At 72.7% G+C, this 20,546-nt stretch carries 20 protein-coding genes; 1 reads left to right on the forward strand and 19 read right to left on the reverse strand.

Annotated elements, in window-relative coordinates:
• Positions 1 to 23: 23 nt before the first annotated feature.
• The 13 genes from AC0682_RS20750 to AC0682_RS20810 form a co-directional block, all read right to left on the reverse strand.
• The gene (locus AC0682_RS20750) at positions 24 to 1,256 is read right to left on the reverse strand and encodes an arginine deiminase (RefSeq protein ID WP_478534470.1); all 1,233 of its coding nucleotides are present in this window, start codon (positions 1,254 to 1,256) and stop codon (positions 24 to 26) included.
• A 78-nt stretch (positions 1,257 to 1,334) separates the two neighbouring features.
• Positions 1,335 to 3,908, reverse strand: a complete 2,574-nt coding sequence (locus tag AC0682_RS20755; RefSeq protein WP_478534472.1) for a polynucleotide kinase-phosphatase — start codon at positions 3,906 to 3,908, stop codon at positions 1,335 to 1,337.
• Positions 3,905 to 5,395 carry a 3' terminal RNA ribose 2'-O-methyltransferase Hen1 gene (locus AC0682_RS20760; protein ID WP_478534473.1) on the reverse strand — a complete coding sequence of 497 codons (1,491 nt, stop codon included), beginning with the start codon at positions 5,393 to 5,395 and terminating at the stop codon, positions 3,905 to 3,907. The genes AC0682_RS20755 and AC0682_RS20760 overlap by 4 nt, the downstream gene beginning before the upstream one ends.
• Before the next feature lie 71 nt (positions 5,396 to 5,466).
• Positions 5,467 to 6,414, reverse strand: a complete 948-nt coding sequence (mmuM, locus tag AC0682_RS20765; RefSeq protein ID WP_478534475.1) for a homocysteine S-methyltransferase — start codon at positions 6,412 to 6,414, stop codon at positions 5,467 to 5,469.
• 39 nt (positions 6,415 to 6,453) lie between these two features.
• Positions 6,454 to 7,377, reverse strand: coding sequence for an LLM class F420-dependent oxidoreductase (locus AC0682_RS20770; protein ID WP_478534477.1), 924 nt, complete (start codon positions 7,375 to 7,377; stop codon positions 6,454 to 6,456).
• Positions 7,378 to 7,412: 35 nt separating this feature from the next.
• Positions 7,413 to 7,913, reverse strand: a complete 501-nt coding sequence (locus AC0682_RS20775; RefSeq protein WP_478534478.1) for a DUF6099 family protein — start codon at positions 7,911 to 7,913, stop codon at positions 7,413 to 7,415.
• A gap of 136 nt (positions 7,914 to 8,049) precedes the next feature.
• On the reverse strand, positions 8,050 to 8,475 hold the full coding sequence (locus AC0682_RS20780) for a nucleotide pyrophosphohydrolase (RefSeq protein ID WP_478534480.1): 426 nt from the start codon (positions 8,473 to 8,475) through the stop codon (positions 8,050 to 8,052).
• Between the two features lie 95 nt (positions 8,476 to 8,570).
• Complete coding sequence (locus AC0682_RS20785; RefSeq protein WP_018491767.1) at positions 8,571 to 8,975, reverse strand: cell division protein SepF; 405 nt, start codon at positions 8,973 to 8,975, stop codon at positions 8,571 to 8,573.
• A gap of 172 nt (positions 8,976 to 9,147) precedes the next feature.
• Entirely contained in the window at positions 9,148 to 9,945 is a 798-nt protein-coding gene (locus AC0682_RS20790) for a DeoR/GlpR family DNA-binding transcription regulator (protein WP_478534482.1), read from the reverse strand.
• Between the two features lie 171 nt (positions 9,946 to 10,116).
• Positions 10,117 to 10,698, reverse strand: a complete 582-nt coding sequence (locus AC0682_RS20795; protein ID WP_478534483.1) for a hypothetical protein — start codon at positions 10,696 to 10,698, stop codon at positions 10,117 to 10,119.
• A 187-nt stretch (positions 10,699 to 10,885) separates the two neighbouring features.
• A complete protein-coding gene (locus AC0682_RS20800; protein WP_478534485.1) occupies positions 10,886 to 11,965 on the reverse strand; it encodes a FecCD family ABC transporter permease in 1,080 nt (359 codons plus the stop codon).
• Positions 11,962 to 13,008: a FecCD family ABC transporter permease gene (locus AC0682_RS20805; protein WP_478534487.1), complete on the reverse strand. Its 1,047-nt coding sequence runs from the start codon at positions 13,006 to 13,008 to the stop codon at positions 11,962 to 11,964. Before AC0682_RS20805 ends, AC0682_RS20800 begins: the two co-directional genes overlap by 4 nt.
• A gap of 50 nt (positions 13,009 to 13,058) precedes the next feature.
• On the reverse strand, positions 13,059 to 14,120 hold the full coding sequence (locus AC0682_RS20810; RefSeq protein WP_070202388.1) for an iron-siderophore ABC transporter substrate-binding protein: 1,062 nt from the start codon (positions 14,118 to 14,120) through the stop codon (positions 13,059 to 13,061).
• Between the two features lie 103 nt (positions 14,121 to 14,223).
• Between AC0682_RS20810 and AC0682_RS20815 the strand changes: the two genes are divergently transcribed.
• Complete coding sequence (locus AC0682_RS20815) at positions 14,224 to 14,454, forward strand: MarR family transcriptional regulator (protein ID WP_478534490.1); 231 nt, start codon at positions 14,224 to 14,226, stop codon at positions 14,452 to 14,454.
• A 49-nt stretch (positions 14,455 to 14,503) separates the two neighbouring features.
• Here the strand turns inward: AC0682_RS20815 and AC0682_RS20820 are convergent, their stop codons facing one another.
• The 6 genes from AC0682_RS20820 to AC0682_RS20845 form a co-directional block, all read right to left on the reverse strand.
• Positions 14,504 to 15,208 (reverse strand): GntR family transcriptional regulator, encoded by a 705-nt coding sequence (locus tag AC0682_RS20820; protein ID WP_478534492.1) that lies wholly within the window; start codon positions 15,206 to 15,208, stop codon positions 14,504 to 14,506.
• Positions 15,209 to 15,314: 106 nt separating this feature from the next.
• On the reverse strand, positions 15,315 to 16,316 hold the full coding sequence (locus tag AC0682_RS20825) for a proline racemase family protein (RefSeq protein ID WP_478534494.1): 1,002 nt from the start codon (positions 16,314 to 16,316) through the stop codon (positions 15,315 to 15,317).
• A gap of 64 nt (positions 16,317 to 16,380) precedes the next feature.
• Positions 16,381 to 17,277, reverse strand: coding sequence for a dihydrodipicolinate synthase family protein (locus tag AC0682_RS20830; protein ID WP_478534496.1), 897 nt, complete (start codon positions 17,275 to 17,277; stop codon positions 16,381 to 16,383).
• 62 nt (positions 17,278 to 17,339) lie between these two features.
• The gene (locus tag AC0682_RS20835) at positions 17,340 to 18,947 is read right to left on the reverse strand and encodes an FAD/NAD(P)-dependent oxidoreductase (protein ID WP_478534498.1); all 1,608 of its coding nucleotides are present in this window, start codon (positions 18,945 to 18,947) and stop codon (positions 17,340 to 17,342) included.
• Complete coding sequence (locus AC0682_RS20840) at positions 18,928 to 19,266, reverse strand: (2Fe-2S)-binding protein (RefSeq protein WP_478534500.1); 339 nt, start codon at positions 19,264 to 19,266, stop codon at positions 18,928 to 18,930. The genes AC0682_RS20835 and AC0682_RS20840 overlap by 20 nt, the downstream gene beginning before the upstream one ends.
• Positions 19,267 to 19,331: 65 nt before the next feature.
• A complete protein-coding gene (locus tag AC0682_RS20845) occupies positions 19,332 to 20,489 on the reverse strand; it encodes an NAD(P)/FAD-dependent oxidoreductase (RefSeq protein WP_478534502.1) in 1,158 nt (385 codons plus the stop codon).
• Positions 20,490 to 20,546 lie beyond the last annotated feature (57 nt).

A 20,546-nucleotide genomic window follows, 5' to 3' on the forward strand; every position in this document is an offset into this window, starting at 1 on the left:
TTCCCGTCCCGAAAACGCCGGTGCTACACAGGGTCCCGTACGATCGGACAGCTCATGCAGCGCGGTCCGCCCCTCCCCCGGCCCAGCTCGCTGCCCCGGATCTCGATGACCTCGATGCCCTGCTTGCGCAGATAGGTGTTGGTGGTCGCGTTCCGCTCGTACGCGACGACGACGCCCGGCTCGACCGCCAGCACGTTGCAGCCGTCGTCCCACTGCTCGCGCTCGGCCGCGTGCACGTCCTGGGTGGCCGTGAGGACCCGGACGGAATCGAGGCCGAGGGCGGCGGCGATGGCCCGGTGCATGTGCTCGGGCGGATGGTCGGTGACCTTCAGCTCACGGGTGCCGCTGCCCGGCTCGATCGTGTACGAGCGGAGCATCCCGAGCCCCGCGTACTGGGTGAACGTGTCGCCGTCGACCATGGTCATCACCGTGTCCAGGTGCATGAACGCGCGGGCCTTGGGCATGTCGAGCGCCACGATCGTGCGCGCGGAACCGGCGTCGAAGAGGCCGCGCGCCAGCATCTCCACCGCCTGCGGGGTGGTGCGCTCGCTCATTCCGATCAGGACGGCCCCCTGCCCGATGACCAGGACGTCACCGCCCTCGATCGTGGACGGGTAGTCGCCCTGCCCCTCCGACCAGTGGTGGAAGACCCCGGCCTCCGGGCCGGTGAAGAGCGGGTGGTGACGGTAGATCGCCTCGAAGTGGACGGTCTCGCGCTGCCGCGCGGGCCAGCGCATCGCGTTGATGGAGACCCCGTCGTAGATCCAGGCGGAGGTGTCCCGGGTGAAGAGGTGGTTGGGCAGCGGGCCGAGCAGGAAGTCGTCCAGGTCCATCACATGGAAGCGGACGGAGGTCGGCTCGCTGTGCCGCTCCAGGAACTCGCGCTTGGTCATCCCGCCGACCAGCGCCTCCGCCAGCTCCGCGGAGGACAGCTCCTCGAAGGCGGCGCGCAGATGCTCGGTGGCGAGCGGACCGTACTCCTTCTCGTCGAAGACCCGGTCGAGGACGAGCCGCCGCGCGACGGGGATGTCCAGGGACTCCTGGAGGAGGTCGCCGAAGAGGTGCACCTCCACCCCCCGGTCGCGCAGGACGTCGGCGAACCCGTCGTGCTCCTGCCGGGCCCGGCGCACCCAGAGCACGTCGTCGAAGAGGAGCGCGTCCTTGTTGCGGGGGGTCAGCCGCTTCAGTTCCAGATCGGGGCGGTGCAGTATGACGCGGCGCAGCCGCCCGGCTTCGGAGTCGACGTGGAATCCCATGTCTTCATCCTCACCGGGCGGAGCACCGTTCACCCCGCGAACCGCCCATGGGTTGGCGCGGGCTGCCGCTTCGGGTGCTCAGAGCCGGGGGTCGACCGGCTCCGACTCCAGGGCCAGGACGGCGAAGACCGCCTCGTGGACCCGCCACAGGGGCTCGCCCTCCGCCAGCCGGTCCAGCGCCTCCAGGCCCAGCGCGTACTCCCGCAGCGCCAGGGAGCGCTTGTGGCCGAGGAAGCGGGAGCGCAGCCGCTCCAGGTTCTCCGGGCGGGTGTACTCGGGGCCGTAGACGATCCGCAGATACTCCCGGCCGCGCACCTTGATGCCGGGCTGGACCAGCCGTCCCCCGGCGTCCCGGACCAGGGCGCCGAGCGGCTTGACGACCATGCCCTCACCGCCGCGCCCGGTCATCTCCAGCCACCAGTCGGTGCCCGCGCGGACGGACGCCTCGTCGGCCGGGTCCACGACAAGCCGGCGGGTGACCTGGAGCAGCCCGGTCGGGTCGTGCTCGACGAGCCGGTCCAGCCAGGTCAGCTGCTCGTCGTGAGGGACGGCGGCCAGCGAGCGGCCCTGGACGGCGAGGATCTGGAACGGGGCGATCCGCATCCCGTCCAGCCCCTCGGTGGTCCAGCAGTAGCGCCGGTACGCCTCGGTGAACGCGTCCGCGTCCGCCGCCCGGCCCTGCTGCCGTACGACCAGGTCCCCGAGGTCGACCCCCCGTGCGGCGGCCGTCTCCAGGGCGGCGAGCGCGGACGGGAAGACCGCGCCACAGGCCGCGCCGACCGCCGCGTACTGCGAGCGCAACAGGCCGCCGGCCTTCAGCGACCACGGCATCAGCTCGGCGTCCAGCAGCACCCAGTCGGTCTCCCACTCCGCCCAGAGCCCGGCGGCGGTGACCGCCGTACGGAGTCGGTCCAGGACCCCTTCGGTCAGGGCCGGGTCGTCGAGGAAGGGGCGGCCGGTGCGGGTGTAGAGCGCGCCGGTGGGGCCGTCAGTGCCGAAGCGCCCGGTGGCGGCGGCCGCGTCCTTGCAGACCAGGGCGACGGCCCGGGAGCCCATGTGCTTCTCCTCGCACACGACCCGCTCGACGCCGTCCGCCCGGTACTGCGCGAACGCCTCGGCCGGGTGCTCCAGGAAGCCGTCCTCCCGGGAGGTGGCGGTGGGGGCCATGGTGGGCGGGAGATACGGCAGGAGCTGCGGGTCGACGGCGAACCGGCTCATCACTTCGAGCGCGGCGGCCGCGTTCTCCTCGCGCACGGCGATCCGGCCCATGTGCCGGGTCTCCACGACCCGGCGGCCCTGCACGTCCGCGAGGTCCAGCGGCCTGCCCTCCCGGCCCCCGGGCGCCTCGGTCGACAGCGGCCGGGTGGGCTCGTACCAGACCTTCTCGGCCGGTACGTCGACGAGTTCGCGCTCCGGCCAGCGCAGCGCGGTCATCCTCCCGCCGAAGACGACGCCGGTGTCCAGGCAGATGGTGTTGTTGATCCAGGAGGTGGTGGGCACGGGGGTGTGGCCGTAGACAACGGCGGCCCGGCCCCGGTACTCCTCGGCCCAGGGGTAGCGCACGGGCAGGCCGAACTCGTCGGTCTCGCCTGTCGTGTCCCCGTACAGCGCGTGCGAGCGTACCCGGCCGGAGGTGCGTCCGTGGTACTTCTCGGGCAGCCCGGCGTGGCAGACCACCAGGTTGCCGCCGTCCAGGACGTAGTGGTTGACCAGCGAGTCGATGAACTCCCGCACCTGCTGCCGGAACTCGGGGTGCTCGGCGTCCTCGCGCTCCAGCTGCTCGACGGTCTCCGCGAGGCCGTGGGTCTGCTGAACCTTGCGGCCCGCGAGATAGCGGCCGAGCTTGTTCTCGTGGTTGCCGGGGACGCAGAGGGCGGTGCCCGCCGCCACCATGGACATGACTCGGCGCAGCACCCCCGGGCTGTCCGGACCCCGGTCGACCAGGTCACCGACGAAGACGGCCGTACGCCCTTCGGGGTGGGCGCCGTCCACGTATCCCAACTTGCCGAGCAGGGTGTCCAGCTCGGAGCGGCAGCCGTGGATGTCACCGATGATGTCGAAGGGGCCGGTGAGGTGGCGCAGGTCGTTGTAGCGGCGCTCCAGGACCACTGCGGCGCGCTCGGCCTCCTCCTCGGTGCGCAGGATGTGCACCTTGCGGAAGCCCTCGCGCTCCAGCCCGCGCAGCGAACGGCGCAGCTCCCGGCGGTGGCGCTGGACGACGTGGCGGGGCATGTCCGCGCGGTCGGGACGGGTGGCGTTGCGGGCGAGGCAGACCTCCTCGGGAAGGTCGAGGACGATGGCGACGGGCAGCACGTCGTGCTCCCGGGCCAGCCGGACGAGCTGCTTGCGGCTCTCGGGCTGGACGCTGGTGGCGTCGACGACGGTGAGCCGCCCGGCGGCCAAGCGCTTGCCCGCGATGTAGTGGAGCACGTCGAAGGCGTCACCGCTGGCGCTCTGGTCGTTCTCGTCGTCGGCGACGAGGCCCCGGCAGAAGTCCGAGGAGACGATCTCGGTGGGCTTGAAGTGCTTGCGGGCGAAGGTGGACTTGCCCGATCCGCTGGCGCCGACGAGGACGACGAGGGAGAGGTCGGGGACGGGCAGGGTGCGGGAGGCGGTGCCGGGGGCGCCGGTGGTGCCGTGGTTGTTCGTCATGCGGCTTTCGCCTCCTTCTTCTTCTCGGTCCTGTGGTCGTGCGCGGTGTCGGTCAGGGTGAAGACGGCCAGCTGGGTGGGCGGGCCGACCTCGGGGTCGTCCGGGCCGACGGGCAGCTGCGCGACGGTGTAGCCGTGGCGCTCGGCCACCTTCTCGGCCCAGGCGCGGAACTCGGCCCTGGTCCACTCGAACCGGTGGTCGCCGTGGCGGACCTGCCCGGCCGGGAGGGTCTCCCAGCGGACGTTGTACTCGACGTTGGGCGTGGTCACGAGGACCGTGCGCGGGCGCGCCGAACCGAAGACCGCGTACTCCAGGGCGGGCAGCCGGTCCAGGTCGACGTGCTCGATCACCTCGCTGAGCACGGCGGCGTCGTACCCCTTGAGCCGCTTGTCCGTATAGGAGAGGGAGCCCTGCCGGAGCGTGACCCGGGCCGCCTGGCGCTCCCCCATCCGCTCCAGTTTCAGCCGTCGCGACGCGATGGTGAGGGCACGCATGGACACGTCGACACCGACGATCTCGGTGAACTCCGCGTCCTTCAGGAGCGCCTGCACCAACTGCCCCTGGCCGCACCCCAGGTCGAGCACCCGGTGCGCGCCGGCCGTGCGCAGCGCCTGGAGGATCGCGGTGCGGCGGTGCTCAGCGAGCGGGACCGGCTTCTCCTCGGTGTCGGTGCTCTCGTCCACCGCGTTGTCGACGCTCTCCACGTCCAGGTCGTCCGACTCCGCGAGCCGGACCAGCTCCAGGGCCTGGTCGGCCTGGCGGGTCAGCCCCCAGCGGTGGGAGAGGTAGCGCCGGGTGATCAGGGGCCGCTCGGGGTGGTCGGCCAGCCAGCCCTCACCGGCCCGCAGCAGCTTGTCCACCTCGTCGGGCGCGACCCAGTAGTGCTTGGCGTCGTCGAGCACCGGCAGCAGGACGTAGAGCTGGCGCAGGGCGTCGGCGAGCCGCAGCTCCCCTTCCAGCACCAGGCGTACGTAGCGCGAGTCGCCCCACGCGGGGAACTGCTCGTCCAGCGGTACGGCCGTGGCCTCGACCAGCTCCCAGCCGAGCGGCACGAACAGCTTGCGCACCAGCTCCGCACCGCCCCGGGCGGGAAGCGCGGGCACCTCGATCCGCAGCGGCATCGGAGCCTCGGCCCGCTCGGGCAGGGCCCGGCAGACTCCCGCCAGCGCGGACTTGAAGACGGCGGCCAGGGCGACCGAGAGCAGCGAGGAGGCCGCGTAGGGGCGGTCGTTGACGTACTGCGCGAGCGCCGCGTCGGGCGCCCCGCCCCGGCCCTTGCCCTTGCCGCGCCGCACCAGCGCCACCGGATCCACCTCCAGCAGGAGAGCGGCTGTGCAGCGCTCGGCGGACGCCTCGGGGTAGAGGACGTGGGCGGTGCCGTGCGAGGTGGAGAACGCCTGTGCCCGGTCGGGGTGCTTGTGCAGCAGGAAGCCGAGGTCCGTGGCGGGACGGTCTGGGGTGCCGGTCGTGCTGATCGTCAGGAACACCCGTCCGAGTATGGCCCTCACCTCCCGTCCCCACCAGGCATTTTCCCCACCACTGTCTCGCCGGGCCCGGTTCAGGAAGCCGGTGCCCCGTGGGGCCCCGGCCCGGTGCCCAGCAGCGCCGCCAACTCCTCGATCCGGTCCGGACCCACCCGGCAGCAGCCGCCGACCAGCCGCGCCCCGGCGCCCGTCCAGGCCCGCACCCGCTCCGCGGCGAAGGTGCTCCGCCCCGTCCACCCCCTGCCCTCGGCGTCCCAGTCCTCCCCGCTGTTGGGGTAGACCACGGCCGGTTTGCCCGTGACCGCCGCCGCCACCCGCACCGCCTCCTCCGCCTCGGCCGGGTCGCAGCAGTTGACCCCGACGGCCACCGCCCGCTCCCGCCCGGCGACCACCGCGAACGCCTCCTCCAGCGGCTGCCCTGCCCGGGTCCGGCCGCCTGCCACGCTGTACGAGAGCCAGTACGGCAGTCCGGTCTCCTCGGCCACCCGCACCACCGCCTCGGCCTCGTCGATGTCGGGCACCGTCTCCAGCGCCAGGACGTCCGGCCCCGCCTCCGCGAACGCCGCCACCCGGGGGCGGTGGAACCGCTCCAGCTCCCGGACGGTCAGCCCGTACCTCCCCCGGTACTCGCTGCCGTCCGCCAGCATCGCCCCGTACGGGCCGACCGAGGCGGCGACCCAGACCTCCCGCCCGGGTCCGGCCCGGCGGGAGGCGTCGGCCGCCCGCCGGGCCAGCTCCACGCTGCGGGCGAGCAGCGCCCCGGCCCGCTGCGGCCCGATCCCCCGGCGCGCGAACCCCTCGAACGTGGCCTGGTAGCCGGATGTGATGAGCATCTGTGCTCCGGCCCGCAGATATGCCAGGTGGGCGGCTTCGATCTGCTCCGGCGCGTCGGCCAGCAGCCGGGCCGACCAGAGCCCGTCGGAGAGGTCGCATCCCTGGGCCTCCAGCTGGTTGGAGAGCCCGCCGTCCAGCAGGACGGGCCCCTCCGCCAGCGCTTCGGCCACCGTACGGCCGGAACTCATGTCATCTCCTCCTCCGCCCCTTCCAGAGGCCGGGTGCCGTCAGTCCAGCTGGGACTGGATCTGCGCGGAGATCAGCTCCAGATGGTCCAGGTCGGCCAGGTCGAGGACCTGGAGGTAGATCCGGGACGAGCCGATCGCCGCGTACCGGCCGATCTTGTCGACCACCTCGGCGGGCGAGCCGGCCAGCCCGTTGGCCTTCAGCTCCTCCACGTCCCGGCCGATGGCCGCCGCCCGCCGGGCCACCTCCGCGTCGTCCTTGCCCGTGCAGACGACCAGGGCGTTGGAGTACACCAGGTCGTCCGGCTCGCGCCCGAACGCCTTGGCCGCCGCCCGGACCCGGCCGAACTGCTTCTCGCTGTCCTCCAGCGAGGCGAAGGGGATGTTGAACTCGTCCGCGTACTGCGCGGCGAGGCGCGGGGTGCGGGTCGCGCCGTGGCCGCCGATCAGGATGGGCACCTTGGCCTGGGCCGGCTTCGGGAGCGCGGGCGAGTCGGTGAGCTGGTAGTAGGTGCCGTCGTAACTGAAGGTCCTGCCGATCTCCGTCCCCCAGAGGCCGGTGACGATCGCCAGCTGTTCCTCCAGCCGACCGAACTTCTCCTTGGGGAACGGGATGCCGTAGGCCTTGTGCTCCTCCTCGAACCAGCCCGCGCCCAGGCCCAGCTCGACCCGGCCGCCGGACATCCGGTCCACCTGCGCCACCTGGATGGCGAGCACGCCGGGCAGTCGGAACGTGCCCGCCGTCATCAGGGTGCCGAGCCGGATCCGCCGGGTCTCGCGGGCCAGACCGGCCAGGGTGATCCAGGCGTCGGTCGGTCCGGGCAGGCCGTCGCCGGAGCCCATGCGGAGATAGTGGTCGGAGCGGTAGAAGGCGTCGAAGCCGAGGTCCTCGGTGGCCTTGGCGACGGTGAGCAGGGTGTCGTAGTCGGCCCCTTGCTGGGGCTCGGTGAAGATGCGAAGATCCATGCCCCCCATCCTGCCTCTTTCACCGGCACGCTCCCTCAGGACCCCGCCGCCGACGGGGCCGGGCCGCGTATCCCGCCGTAGGGGCCGTCACGCTCCCTCTCCCGCTCGCCCAGCCGTCTCAGCAGCCCGTGCACCCGGTCCAGCGACTCGTCGGCGGCGTCCATGGCCTCGATGCACTGCCAGTAGAGACCGTCCTCCCCCGTGTCGCAGGCCACCGAGACGAGCGCGATGCCCGCCTCCCCGAGGAGCAGCGCCAGATCCGTCAGGGCCGCCCGCACATCGGTGATCCCGGAGAGCTGCGCCGCCCGGGTGCCCCGGCCGAGGACCGCCGGATGGTCCGGCGCGGGGGACCCGCCGCCGATCTCGCCGAGGGCCCGCGCCTCCCCCCGTAACTCCATCGGGCCGAGCAGCGCCAGCCGGCCGCCGACCGCCCGCGCGAGGGCCTGTGCCTGCCAGGCCTCCGCCATGACCTCCAGCGCACCCCGGCTCTCCGCCAGGGCCCGCCGCCCGCTCTCGATGAGTCGCTCCGCTTCCATGCCAGGTCTCCCCCGTCGTGCCTGTCGTCACACAACCCCGCTCTTCCCTTTCATTACCCACAGTGAGGTAGATGGCACCGGAAGGCCAGAGGAAATCGGAAATCTGTGGACACAAAATCGATTGTGGATAACACGATCACTCCGAAGAGTGACGATCCTGGATTTCCGGAGGGTCCGGAACCGGGTCCGGAGCAGGGGCCGGGGCGGGGGCAGGGGCGGGGGCGGGGGACGGGGCCGGGGCCGGGACGGGGAAGCGTCTCTCGTTGCGCTCGATCTTGGCCGCCAGCGCCCGCAGCGGGTCGATACCCAACTCCGCGCAGAGCTGGAGGAGATAGGCGAGCACGTCCGCGACCTCGTCGGTCACGCGATGCGCCGCCCCGGGCTCGTCCATGACCCGGGCGGACTGTTCCGGCGTCAGCCACTGGAAGATCTCCAGCAGTTCGGAGGCTTCGACACTCAGGGCCGCCGCCAGGTTCTTCGGGGTGTGGTACTGCCCCCAGTCGCGGGCCGCCGCGAACGCGGCCAGCCGACGCTGGAGTTCCGCCACATCGAGTTCTGTCACGGCCCCAGGTCTACCACCGCCGCCCCGGACGCCCACAGGGGCGTCCGGTGGCGGGACCGTGGCGTTCAGGGGGCCGGGAGCCAGGGACGCGGGTACTACGCCTGGGTGAGGCCCGCGGGCGTGACCCCTTCGACCTCCATGCCCTCCGGGGCAAGGAGAAAGACGTTCCGGTCGACGCGGTGCATTCCGCTGCCGAGCCCGAAGACCACACCGCTGCTGAAGTCGAGAATCCGCTTGGCCACGTCCGTCTCCGCCGCCGTCAGGTCGAGCAGCACCGGCACCTGGGCGACCAGGTACTCCGCGACCTCGCGCGCGTCCGCGAAGACCTGAACCCTCAGCACCACCAGGCGGCGCTGCTCGGCCGCGCGTTCGTCCGGGACCGTGCGGTGGTCGATCCGGGACGGCCACTCGTCCCGGCCGCGCAGGGGTACGACCTGGGCCAGCCCCTCCCACTGTTCGTCGGTGGCGTCATATCTGTCGTACCTGTCGTACCTGCTCACAGGGCCACCCCGTCGTCGAGCCGGGCGGGTCCGCGCCGGCTGCACTCACTGTTCATCGGCCAATCCTCTCCTCCCTCACCCGTTCGGCGTACCAGCGACACGGCGAAGGGCCGGATCGAGTCGCTCCCACACCATGCCGGGAACCGCCTCCACGCCAGGCGGGGGGCCGCTCTCACACCGTGACGACCTGGACTCCCGCCTCACCCAGCCGGTTCTTCGCAGCCTCCGGGATACGGGAGTCGGTGACCAGCACATCGACCCGCCCGAGGTCGCAGACCCGGGCGAACGCCCGCTTGCCGATCTTCGAGGAGTCGGCCGCCACCACCACCCGCTGGGCCCTCTCGGCAAGGAGCCGGTTGACGCTCGCCTCGCCCTCGTGGTGGACGTAGGCACCACGCTCGAGGTCGATGGCGTTGACTCCGAGGACGGCGACGTCGAGCGTGATCTCGTTCATCACCCCGACGGCGAGCGGGCCGGTCAGTTCGTACGACTGCGGTCTGGCCACCCCGCCCGTGACGACCATCTTGATCTGCGGCCGGATCGCCAGCTCGCTCGCGATGTTGAGCGCGTTGGTCACGACGGTGAGTGTCGGCCGGCCGCCCGCGAGCGCCGTCTCACCGACGACGTCGGGGCGGACCGCCAGGGCCCGGGCCACCTCGGTCACCGTCGTCCCGCCGGTCAGGCCGACCACCTCGCCGACGGCGACGAGTTCGCAGACCGCGCGGCCGATCGCCTGTTTCTCGAGGGCGTGGCGGCCGGTCTTGTGGCGGAGCGCCAGTTCGTACGAGACCCCGTGTGCGACCGCCCCGCCCCGGGTGCGGGTGAGCAGGTGCTGCTCGGCGAGCTGGTCCAGGTCACGGCGGATGGTCGCGGCCGACACGGCGAGCGCCGCCGCCGCCTCCTCGACCTCCACCCTGCCGTGCCTGCCGACCAGCTCCAGCAGCGCGTCCCACCGGGCGTCCCTGGTCACGTACCTCTCCTCATCCGTCCGGCGCCGGGCTCCGCGCTTCCCGGGAACGCGGTCGCCGACGGCGTGCCGGACCGCCGCCAGCCTCGCACAGGCACCGGGGCGAACGGCTCCGCGCCCCCCGCCACCGGCCCCGGTCGGCGGCGTCCGGCGACGGCTGGGGGAGCAGTCCGGTCAGGACTCCTCGAAGTAGGCGTCCAGGACGGCGTCCAGTTCGGCCGGCCACTCCTTGAGCCGGGCCCGGCTCGCCGCCTCGACCTCGGCGTTGAACCAGCGCCGGGTCGACAGGTGGACGGTCACGGTGAACCGGCGGCCGAAGCGGGCGGCGTGCATCTCCACCGCGCCGATCTCGGCCCAGTCGAACTCGGCCTCCTGGTCGTCCAGCGTGAACCGGACGCCTTCCCGGGCCACCCGGATCGAGCCGCGACGGTCACTGATCTCGAAGGCCGGACCGTCCTCGGCGCCCTCCGCTTCCGATGCCGACTCCGCCTTCGATGCCGACTCGGATGTCGGTTCCGCTTCCCGTGTCGACTCCGGGTCCGCTACCGCTTCGGCTGCTGCCTCCGAGTCCGCTCCTCCGTCGATGTCGGTCGCCGCCTTCGGCGCGTCCTCCGGCTCCGGATCGGGACCGGCCTCCGCTTCCGGTTCGGTCTTCCGGGGCGCGACGGGCGCCGCCAGACCGGGGAGGGGGATGAACGCCGGGTCGGTGCCTGCGGCGAACTCGGGCTTCTGGTTCGAATCTATGCTCTGCTCCACGGCGGGCAGTATGGTCGACGAACCTGTACGTGACCAGTCGTCACCGTCTTCGGCGCCCCGATCCCGACCCGGGCGCCGTCGTACGCTCCGGCGAAGGACGTCAGGAACGGCTCGGCGGCGGCCGGCCGCCGCTGCCTGGCATGGCCGCGAACTCCGGCTCCCGCCCTGCCCGCGGCGGCGGCCGGTCTCAGAGCACGCCCCGGCGCCACTCCCGTATCAGCAGATGGCCCAGGTACGCGCCACCGATGGCCATCGTGTAGATGCCGACCGGCAGATCGTCGAAGAGCGGCAGCTGCTGGGCGCAGAGGTCGGCGGCGACCAGCAGCAGCCCGCCCGTGAGACCGGAGAGCAGCAGGTGGGGGCCCGATCCGCGGGTGAGCCTCCTGGCGATCTGCGGGGCCGTCAGGGCGATGAAGGCGATGGGGCCCGAGACGCTGACGGCGGCGGCGGAGAGGACGATGGCGAGGAGGACGGCCAGGGTCTTGGCCTTCTTCGGTTCGGCGCCCAGCCCTTGGGAGATGTCGTCGCCCATCTCACCGATGTCGAGCCGCCGGGAGATCAGCGCGGTCAGCGGGGCGACGGCGAGCAGGACCAGCCAGATGGTGGTGGCGTCGGTCCAGGAGCGGGCGGTGAGGCTGCCGTTGACGTAGGCGGTGAGAACAGAGGCCTTGTCGCGCTCCAGGGCGTAGACGACGTACTGGGTGACGGCGGCGCCCATCGCGGCGACCCCGATACCGGCGACGACGAGCCGGGCGGGGTTGCGGAAGCCGGTGCCGGTGGACACGTACACGAGGGCCATCGCGGCGACCGCGCCGATGAGCGCGCCGAGGGCGACCGGGACGGCGCCGGGGAACATCAGCGCGCAGATCGCGGCGCCCGCCCCGGCCCCGGCGGAGAGGCCGATGACGTCGGGGCTGCCCAGGGGGTTGCGGGTGACGGACTGGAAGAGCGCGCCGGAGAGGCCGAGCGCGGCGCCGACCCCGATGGCCACGGTGAGCCGGGGGCCGCGGAGCCGGTTGAAGACGAAGCGGTCCTTGCCCTGGGCGTCCCCGAGGAGGGCCGCGGGCAGGTCGGCGATGTCGAGGCCGAGGCGTCCCCAGGTGAGCGTGGCCACGGCGGCGGCCAGCAGGAGGACGAGGAGTCCCGCGAAGGCGAGGACGGAGGCGCGGCGCATCGGTACCGCCACCGTGCGGCCGACGACCAGGTAGCCGCGGGGAGCCTTGACGGGCTCGCGGGCGGGGGCGGTGGGTTCGGTGGTGAGCGTCATGTGGTGCCCCGCATCCTGCGTACGGCGATGAGCAGCGCGGGTGCGCCGATGAACGCGGTGACGACGCCGACCATGAGTTCGGTGGGGCGCATGACGGTCCGGCCGATCACGTCCGCGAGGAGCAGCAGGGTCGGTCCGAGCAGGGCGGAGAAGAGGAGCTGGACCCGGAAGTCGACGCCGACCAGGGCCCGTACCACGTGGGGAACGGCGAGGCCGACGAAGGCGATCGGGCCGACGGCGGCGGTCGCGGCGGCGCTGAGCAGGGTGGCGGCGAGCAGCCCGCCGCCCCGGGTGCGGGCCGGGTGGGAGCCGAGGGCGACGGCGGTCGCGTCCCCGAGGGCCAGGGCGTTGAGACCGGGGCCGAGGGCGAGCGCGAGGAGGAGCCCGACGGCAGCGAAGGGCAGCACGGACCAGAACACGTCGAAGTCCCGGCCGCCGAGCGCCCCGACGACCCAGTAGCGGTAGCTGTCGAACACCTGCGGCTTGCTGAGGGTCACCGCCTGGATGAACGCCATCAGTACGGCGGTGAGCACGGCCCCGGCGAGCACCAGGCGCACCACGCTCGTCCCCGTACCGGCGGAGCCGATGACGTGGACGAGCACCCCGGCGATCAGCGCTCCGGGCAGCGCCCACCACATGGTGTCGGTGGCGCCCGAGGCACCGAGCCAGGCGGTCGCGGCGACGATGCTCGCGGAGGCCCCGGCGTTGATGCCGAGCAGGCCCGGTTCGGCCAGCGGGTTGCGGGAGACGCCCTGCATGAGCGTGCCCGCGACGGCGAGGCAGAGCCCGGCGAGGACGCCGAGGACCGTACGCGGGTAGCGGCTCTCGACGATGGCGGTGACATTGGCGTCGGCGCTGCCGCCGAGCACGTCGAGGACCTCGCCGAACGAGGTGGAGCGGCTGCCGAACATGACGCTCGCGCCGAGCGCGACCGCCAGGGCGACGACCGCCGCGACCGTCATGAGCAGGAGGAACGCCGGCCGAGCGGCACCGGAACGGGAGGTTCCGGTGCCGCTCGGCGGTGCGACCGTGGTGGTTGCCATGGGAGTGAAGTGTGCCTGGTGACCTCGGCGGTTCCGATACCCGGCCGGGGTTACTTGCCGGCCTTCTTGACGGCCTCGTCGATGATCGGCAGGTAGCGCTCGATCGTCCACGGCACGGTCAGCGGGTTGATGATCGAGGAGGCGGTGACGAAGGAGTTGTCGTTGCTCGCGACGACGGCGCCCTTCTTGATCGCGGGGATCTCGCCGTAGAGCTTCTGGCCCTCGATCTCCTTGCGGTTCTTCTCGTCCGTGTAGAACGTGAAGATCACGTCGCTGTCCTTCAGCTTCTCGGCGTTCTCCAGGCCGATGAGGGCGGAGTCGGTGCCGGGGGTCTCCTTGAAGCCGTTGACGACCGGGTCGACGGTCAGGCCGAGCGAGGAGACCATCTTGACGCGCTGCTCCTCGGGCTTGAAGACGCCGAGGGTGCCGGGGCCGGTGTTGTAGATGTAGGAGAAGGTGACGTCCTTGTAGTTCGGCCGGGTGGCCGCGGCGTCGGAGAGCTGCTTCTCGATCTTCGTCTTGAGGGCGTCGGTGTCCTTCGTGCGGCCCAGCGCCTTGCCGATGATGTCGATCTGCTGGTCCCAGTCGGTGCTCCACGCCTGGTCCGGGTAGGCGACCGTGGGGGCGATGTCCTTGAGGACGTCGTACTGCTTCTGCGTGATGCCCGACCAGGGGGCGAGGATGACGTCGGGCTCCAGCTCGGTGATGGCCTCGAAGTCGATCTCCTCGCCGCCCGTGAACTGCTTGGGCAGCTTGTCGCCGGACTTCTTCACGGCCTCGTTGATCCACGGCAGGTAGCCGGACTTGTCGCTGCCCCACGGGTAGCTCTCGATACCGACCGGGGTCTGGCCGAGGGCTATCGCGGTCTCGGCGGAGCCCTGGCCGAGGGTCACGATGCGCTGCGGCTTCTCCTTGATCTCGGCGGTGCCGAGCGAGCTCTTGATCGAGACGGGGAAGGCGCCGGCGCTGTTGCTCGTGTCCTTGCCCGCGTCCTTCGCCGCGTCTTTTCCGCTGTCGCCGTCCGAGGAGCAGCCGGCCAGGACGACGGCGAGGGCGACGGCGGTGGCCGAAGCGGCAAGGGTGTGACGACGCACGCGGGTGAAGCCGAGCATGGGTGTTCCTCAGGTTGGACGAGCAGTAAGGATAGGTAAGCCTAAGCTAAACGTACAGGGGTTCGCGGGGCACCCCTCCCCCGGCTTCCGTTCCGCTACGGCGGTGGGGCTGAGCGCACAGCTGCGGATCGACCGCAGCGTGATGGTGGGGTGCATCGACGGACTGGAGGGCTCCGGTCTCGTACGGCGGGAGCGCCACCCCCGGGATCGCCGGGCCTACGCGGTGACGCCGACACCGGAGGCCGGGCCCGCGCCGGAGGAGGCGGAAAAAGGGTTCCGCGCCTGCCGGACCGGGCCATCGGCGCCCTCGCCGCGGCCGAACGCCGGACCCTGACCCGGCTCGTGGGCAAGATCCTCGACGTGGGCTGAGCCCCGGCGGGGGATCAGCCCCTGCCGAGGGTGAGCACGCTCCGCGGCTCCGGCTGCGGGCGGCTGGCCCACAGGGTCCGTACGTGTTCCAGGTGGTGGCGCATGAGGGCCTCGGCGCCCTCCGCGTCCTGGGCGATCATCAGGTCCAGCAGCCGCACGTGCTCCTCGGCGGAGTCGACCAGGACCCCGGCCTCGTCCAGCTCGGTGAGGCCGTAGAGCCGGGACCGCTTGCGGAGGTCGCCGACGACCGAGACGAGGTGGCGGTTCCCGCCGAGGGCGAGCAGATCGAGGTGGAAGCGGCGGTCGGCGTCCAGATAGCCGATGAGGTCATGGGCCCGGGCCGCCGCCACGATGGCCTCCGCTTCCGGGCGCAGGGCTTCGAGCTGGTCGCGGGTGGCGGTCCGGACCACCTTGGCGACGGTGGGCACCTCGATGAGCGTACGGATCTCCGTGTACTCGTCCAGGTCCTGCTCGGTCATCTCCGTCACCCGGAAGCCCTTGTTCCGTACGACCTCGACCAGACCTTCACGGGCGAGGTCGAGCATCGCCTCGCGCACCGGGGTGGGCGAGACGCCGAACTCCGCGGCGAGAGCCGGGGCCGAGTAGACGCCTCCGGGCTTGATCTCCCCGGCGATGAGCGCGGCGCGCAGCGCGTGGGCCACCTGGTCGCGCAGGTTCTCGGTGGGGGCGACGAGTTTGCGCGACTGCAGGGTGACCACGGCGTCCTCCGGGACCTCGGACTTCTTCGGTGCAATGTCACGTTACCCGACGGCAGTTCACCTCCGGAGGGGGTCGGAACCTCGGACAGCCGCAGGGCGGGGGCCGTCACAACAGGAAGCCGTCCGGGAACGGGTCGGACGGGTCGTGGTGGAACTGCGAGGTGCCGGTGATCCACGCGCGCCCCGTGATGACCGGGACGACCGCCGGCGCCCCGGCCACCCGGCTCTTCGCGACGAGCCGGCCGGTGAACGACGTACCGAGAAAGGACTCGTTGACGAAGTCGTGGTGCAGGGGCAGTTCGCCCCGGGTGTGGAGCTGGGCCATCCGGGCGGAGGTGCCGGTGCCGCAGGGCGAGCGGTCGAACCAGCCCGGGTGGATGGCCATCGCGTGGCGGGAGTGCGTGGCGGTCGAGCCGGGGGCCAGGAACTGGACGTGGTGGCAGCCCGTGATCGAGGTGTCCTCGGGGTGGACGGGCGGTTCCGTCGCGTTGACGGCGGCCATCATGTCCAGCCCGGCCCGCAGGATGTCGTCCTTGCGGGCGCGGTCGAAGGGCAGGCCGAGCCGGTCGAGAGGGAGGATGGCGTAGAAGTTGCCGCCGTAGGCGAGGTCGTAGGCGACCGTGCCGTACCCGGGGATCTCCACCTGCCGGTCGAGGGCGACGGTGAAGGAAGGGACGTTGCGCAGGGTCACGGCGGTGGCCGCGCCGCCCTCCACGCGCACCTCGGCGACGACCAGACCGGCGGGGGTGTCCAGGCGGACGGTGGTGACGGGCTCGGTGACGGCCACCATGCCGGTCTCGACCAGCACGGTGGCGACGCCGATGGTGCCGTGCCCGCACATCGGCAGCAGCCCGGAGACCTCGATGAACAGGACGCCCCAGTCGGCGTCGGGCCGGGTGGGCGGCTGGAGGATCGCGCCGCTCATCGCGGCGTGCCCGCGCGGCTCGTACATCAGCCAGGTGCGGAGGTGGTCCAGGTGCTTCTGGAAGTAGGCACGCTTCTCCCCCATGGTCGCGCCGGGCACGGCTCCGACGCCGCCGGTGACGACCCGGGTCGGCATACCCTCGGTGTGGGATTCCACGGTGTGAATGGTGCGGCGGCTGCGCACGGTGCTGCTCCTTGGCGGTGAGGTGGCGGCGTGCGGTCTCGGTCTCGGGGCTCGTTTCCCGGGCTCAGTCCAGGCCCTCCGCGAGCAGCTTCTCGGTCAACGCGCGTACGGTCTCCGCGTCCTGCGGGGCGAGGGGGGTACGGGGAGGGCGGCAGGGCCCGCCGCTGCCGTCGGCCACCACGTCCTGGGACACCTTGATCGCCTGGACGAACTCGGTCCGGGAGTCCCAGCGCAGCAGCGGGTGCAGCCGCCGGTACAGCGGTACGGCGGCCTCCAGGTCGCCGGCGACCGCCGCGCGGTAGAGGGCGGTGCAGGAGCCGGGGAGCGCGTTGGGGAATCCGGCGATCCAGCCGACGGCCCCGGCCACGGCCAGCTCCAGCAGGACATCGTCGGCGCCGATCAACAGGTCGAGACCGGGCGCCCGTTCGGCTATCTCCCAGGCCCGGCGCACATCGCCGGTGAACTCCTTCACGGCGACGATGTCCCCGGTCTCGTGGAGCTGCGCCAGCAGCGCGGGGGTCAGGTCGATCCGGGTGTCGTACGGGTTGTTGTAGGCGACCACGGGCAGCCCGGCGCGGGCGACTTCGGCGTAGTGGGCGCGTACGGCACTCTCGTCGGCCCGGTAGACGTTGGGCGGCAGCAGGAGTACGGAACCGGCCCCGGCCTCCGCCGCCTGCTCGGCCCAACGCCGGGCCTCCGCACTGCCGTACGCGGCCACGCCCGGCATCACCCGCGCTCCGTCGCCCGCCGCGTCGACGGCGGTCTCGACCACGCGGCGGCGCTCCTTCTCGGTGAGGGTCTGGTACTCGCCGAGGGACCCGTTCGGCACGACGCCGTCGCAGCCCGCGTCGATGAGCGAACGGACGTGGTCGGCGTAGGCGTCGTGGTCGACGGAGAGGTCGTCGCGGAAGGGCAGCGTGGTGGCGACCATGACGCCGTGCCAGGGGCGGGACCGGTGCATGAGGAACTCCTCTGTTCACATGGGTGGTTGGGGATGTTCGTCCTCAGTCGGGGCGGTGGAGGTCAGTCGGCCGCGCCGGGATCGGCCGTGGGTGGGGACTCCGCGAGGTCGCGGAGGGGGACCGGACAGGAGAGCGGGCGGCGGGCGGGGGCGAGCGGGGCCGTGCCGTCACCGCCGGCCGCGAGAGCGGTGACGGCCGTCTCGCACATACGGCCCTGGCACCAGCCCATGCCCGCCCGGGTGAGAAGCTTGGCGCTCCGCACGTCCTGGGCGCCCAACGCGCAGGCCTGCCGCAGCGCGTGGGCGGTGACCTCCTCGCAGCGGCAGACCTCGGTCTCGTCGGTGAGCCAGCTCGTCCAGTGGGCGCCGGGGCGGTGGACGCCCGCCATGAGGTCGGCGAAGCGGCGCTGCCGGGCGGCCCCCGTCACCCGCGCCCGCGCACGCCCCTGCTCCTTGAGCCGTGCAGTCATGCTCAGGGCCGCCACTCTCCCTTCCAGCAGAGCCAGTTCGACGCCACCGACGCCGGTGGATTCACCCGCTGCCCACAACCCCGGTGTCGAGGTGCGCTGTTGATCGTCGACGACGATGGCGGGCGTTCCGTCCGGTGCGGTGCGGAGCGCGCAGCCCAGCGCGACGGCGAGTTCGAGCTGAGGGACGAGGCCGTGGCCGACGGCGAGCGCGTCGCAGGCGATCCGTACCTCGGTCCCGGCCACCGGCCGCCACTCCCGGTCGAGCGTGGCGAGGGTGACCGCCTCGACCCGGTGCGTACCGTGCGCCCGGACGACCGCTCTGCGGGTACGCACCCGGATCCGGTACCGCAGCAGCTCCCCCGCGAGCCGGGCCCCCTCCACCGCCTTCGCCGGGTTGCGGACGAGGACACCGGGGCGGGAGGCGTAGGCGGCGTACGAGGCGGCCTCGGCCAGCACCGGGATCTCGGCGCCCGCCTCCGCGAGGGAGACGGCGACGGCGAGGAGGAGCGGGCCGCTCCCGGCCACGACGATGCGCCGCCCGGGCAGGGCGCGGGAGTCCTTGAGCACGGCCTGGGCCCCACCGGCGGCGACCACCCCGGGCAGGGTCCAGCCGGGGAAGGGGAGTTGGCGCTCGAAGGCACCGGTTGCCAGGAGGAGGAAGCGGGCTGTGGTGACGTGTATGCCGGGGGCGGGTTCTCCGGGGACCGGCCCACTCGCTGTCGGCACCCCGTCGACCGGGATGTGGCGGAGTGTCCAGCGGTCCCGGTCCGCCGCCGCCGGGGCGCCCCCTTCGGCCGTCCAGACATGGCGTCGCGGGAGGTGGGTGATCCGCCCTTCCTGTTGGTGCGCCGCGCGACGGGCGGACAGGGCGGCGAAGGCGGACCGTTCGCGATGGACGGCCCTGCCGCCCCTGGCGAGGCCGGGAGCAGGGGTGGAGGCGAGGCCGCGATCGGCGGCGGGGCGGGGACTGAGGGCAGGGGCCGCGTGACGGAAGTACTGCCCGCCCGGCCGTTCCGACCCGTCGATCAGCACCACCCGGAGGCCCCCGTCGGCGGCGGTGACGGCGGCGGCCAGGCCCGCGGGCCCGGCGCCGACGACCGCCAGGTCGAAGCCGTCTGACGCACGGCGGGCACCGCTCTCCGTACGGCCGAGCGCCATCCCGCCGTCCCCCCGCCCCCCGTCAGCTGCCGAGCGCATCATGCCCGTGCCCTTCCTGCGAGGTGACCGCATCGCCCTCCACCACCCGGACGAGACAGGCGCGCTGACCGGGTACACCGTTGACGACGACCAGGCAGTCGAAGCAGACGCCCATCCCGCAGAACGCCCCGCGCGGTCGGCCGCCACCGCGCGTCGTGCGCCAGGCGACGATGCCGTGGTCCCAGAGGGCGCCTGCGATGCTCTGCCCCTGGCGTGCGGCGAGGGCCCGCCCGTCGAAGGCGAAGCCGACGACGTCGGCGTCCCCTCTCACTTCGCCCTCGGCGCCCTCCGCCTCGGCGGATGGTTCGGACCGGTCGTGCATGGGACCACTCCTCCTTCTCTGGCCTCACCCTCAAGCCTTCTCTGGCCTCACCCTCAAGCCCGCACTCACGTCGGCAGCGGATCGGCTGCGGATTCGGCCAGCCGCCCCGGATCGAAAGGCCCGGTATCCAACCCCACGCCCTCGCCGATCAGTTGCCGGGCGATCACCAGTCCGGTGGCCGGGGCGAGGCCGATCCCGGCGCCTTCGTGGCCGCAGGCGTGGTACAGGCCGGGCACGCACGGGTCGGGGCCGATGGCCGGCATGTGGTCGGGCAGATACGGACGGAAGCCGCAGTAGACGCGGAGCACACGCACCTGCGCCAGCACCGGGAAGAGGCCGGTCGCGGCGGCGGCCAGCCGGTGGACGGCCTCCGCCGAGAGGCTGCGGTCGAACCCCACCCGTTCCCGGCTGGCGCCGATGAGGACGGGCCCGGCGGGCGTGCCCTCCACGACGGGCGAGGTCTGCAACTCGGCGTCCCCGCTCGCCACATCGGCGACGTACCCCGCCGCGTACACCTTGTGGCGGATGAGCGGGGGCAGGGGCTCGGTGACGAGGACGAAGCCCCGGCGCGGCTGGACGGGGAGGTACGAACCCGCCAGCTCCGCGACCCGGTCCGCCCAGGTGCCCGCCGCGTTCACGACGGCCCCGGTGAGCAGCCGCCGACGCGAGGTCCGAACGCCGCTCACCCGGCCGTCCGCGGTGGTCGTCACGGCGGTGACCTCCTCCCCCAGGAAGATCCGCGCACCCGCTCGCCCGGCGCACTCCAGCAGCCTGGCGGCGGCCCGGGCCGGCTGCACCTGGGCGTCCTCGGGGTAGTGGAACCCTCCGGCCAGCCCGTGCGCGAGGTGGGGCTCCCGTGTCCGGAGCCCGTCGGCACCCACCTCCTCCACGGCGACCCCGGCACGTTCCTGGGAAGCGGCGAACTCCCTCAACGACGACAGCTGTCCACCGTCCTCCGCCACGACGATCCCGCCCTTGGTCTCGAACTCGATGTCCTTGGGCAGCACTTGGGCAAGCTCGCCCCAGAGTGTGAGCGACATCCGGGCCAACTCCAGTTCCGGCCCCGGCTCCTTGTCCGAGACGAGGAGGTTTCCCTCCCCCGAACCGCTGGTGCCGCCCGCGACCGGCCCCCGGTCGACGACGGCCACCGAGAGACCGGCTCGGGCCGCGTAGTAGGCACACGCGGCACCGACGACTCCGGCGCCGATCACGACGAGATCCACGGACTCTCCCTTGAGCACGCCGGTAACATGTCACATGACGCATTGTCTGCCAAGACC

It is taken from the genome of Streptomyces sp. NPDC043746, assembly GCF_056436485.1.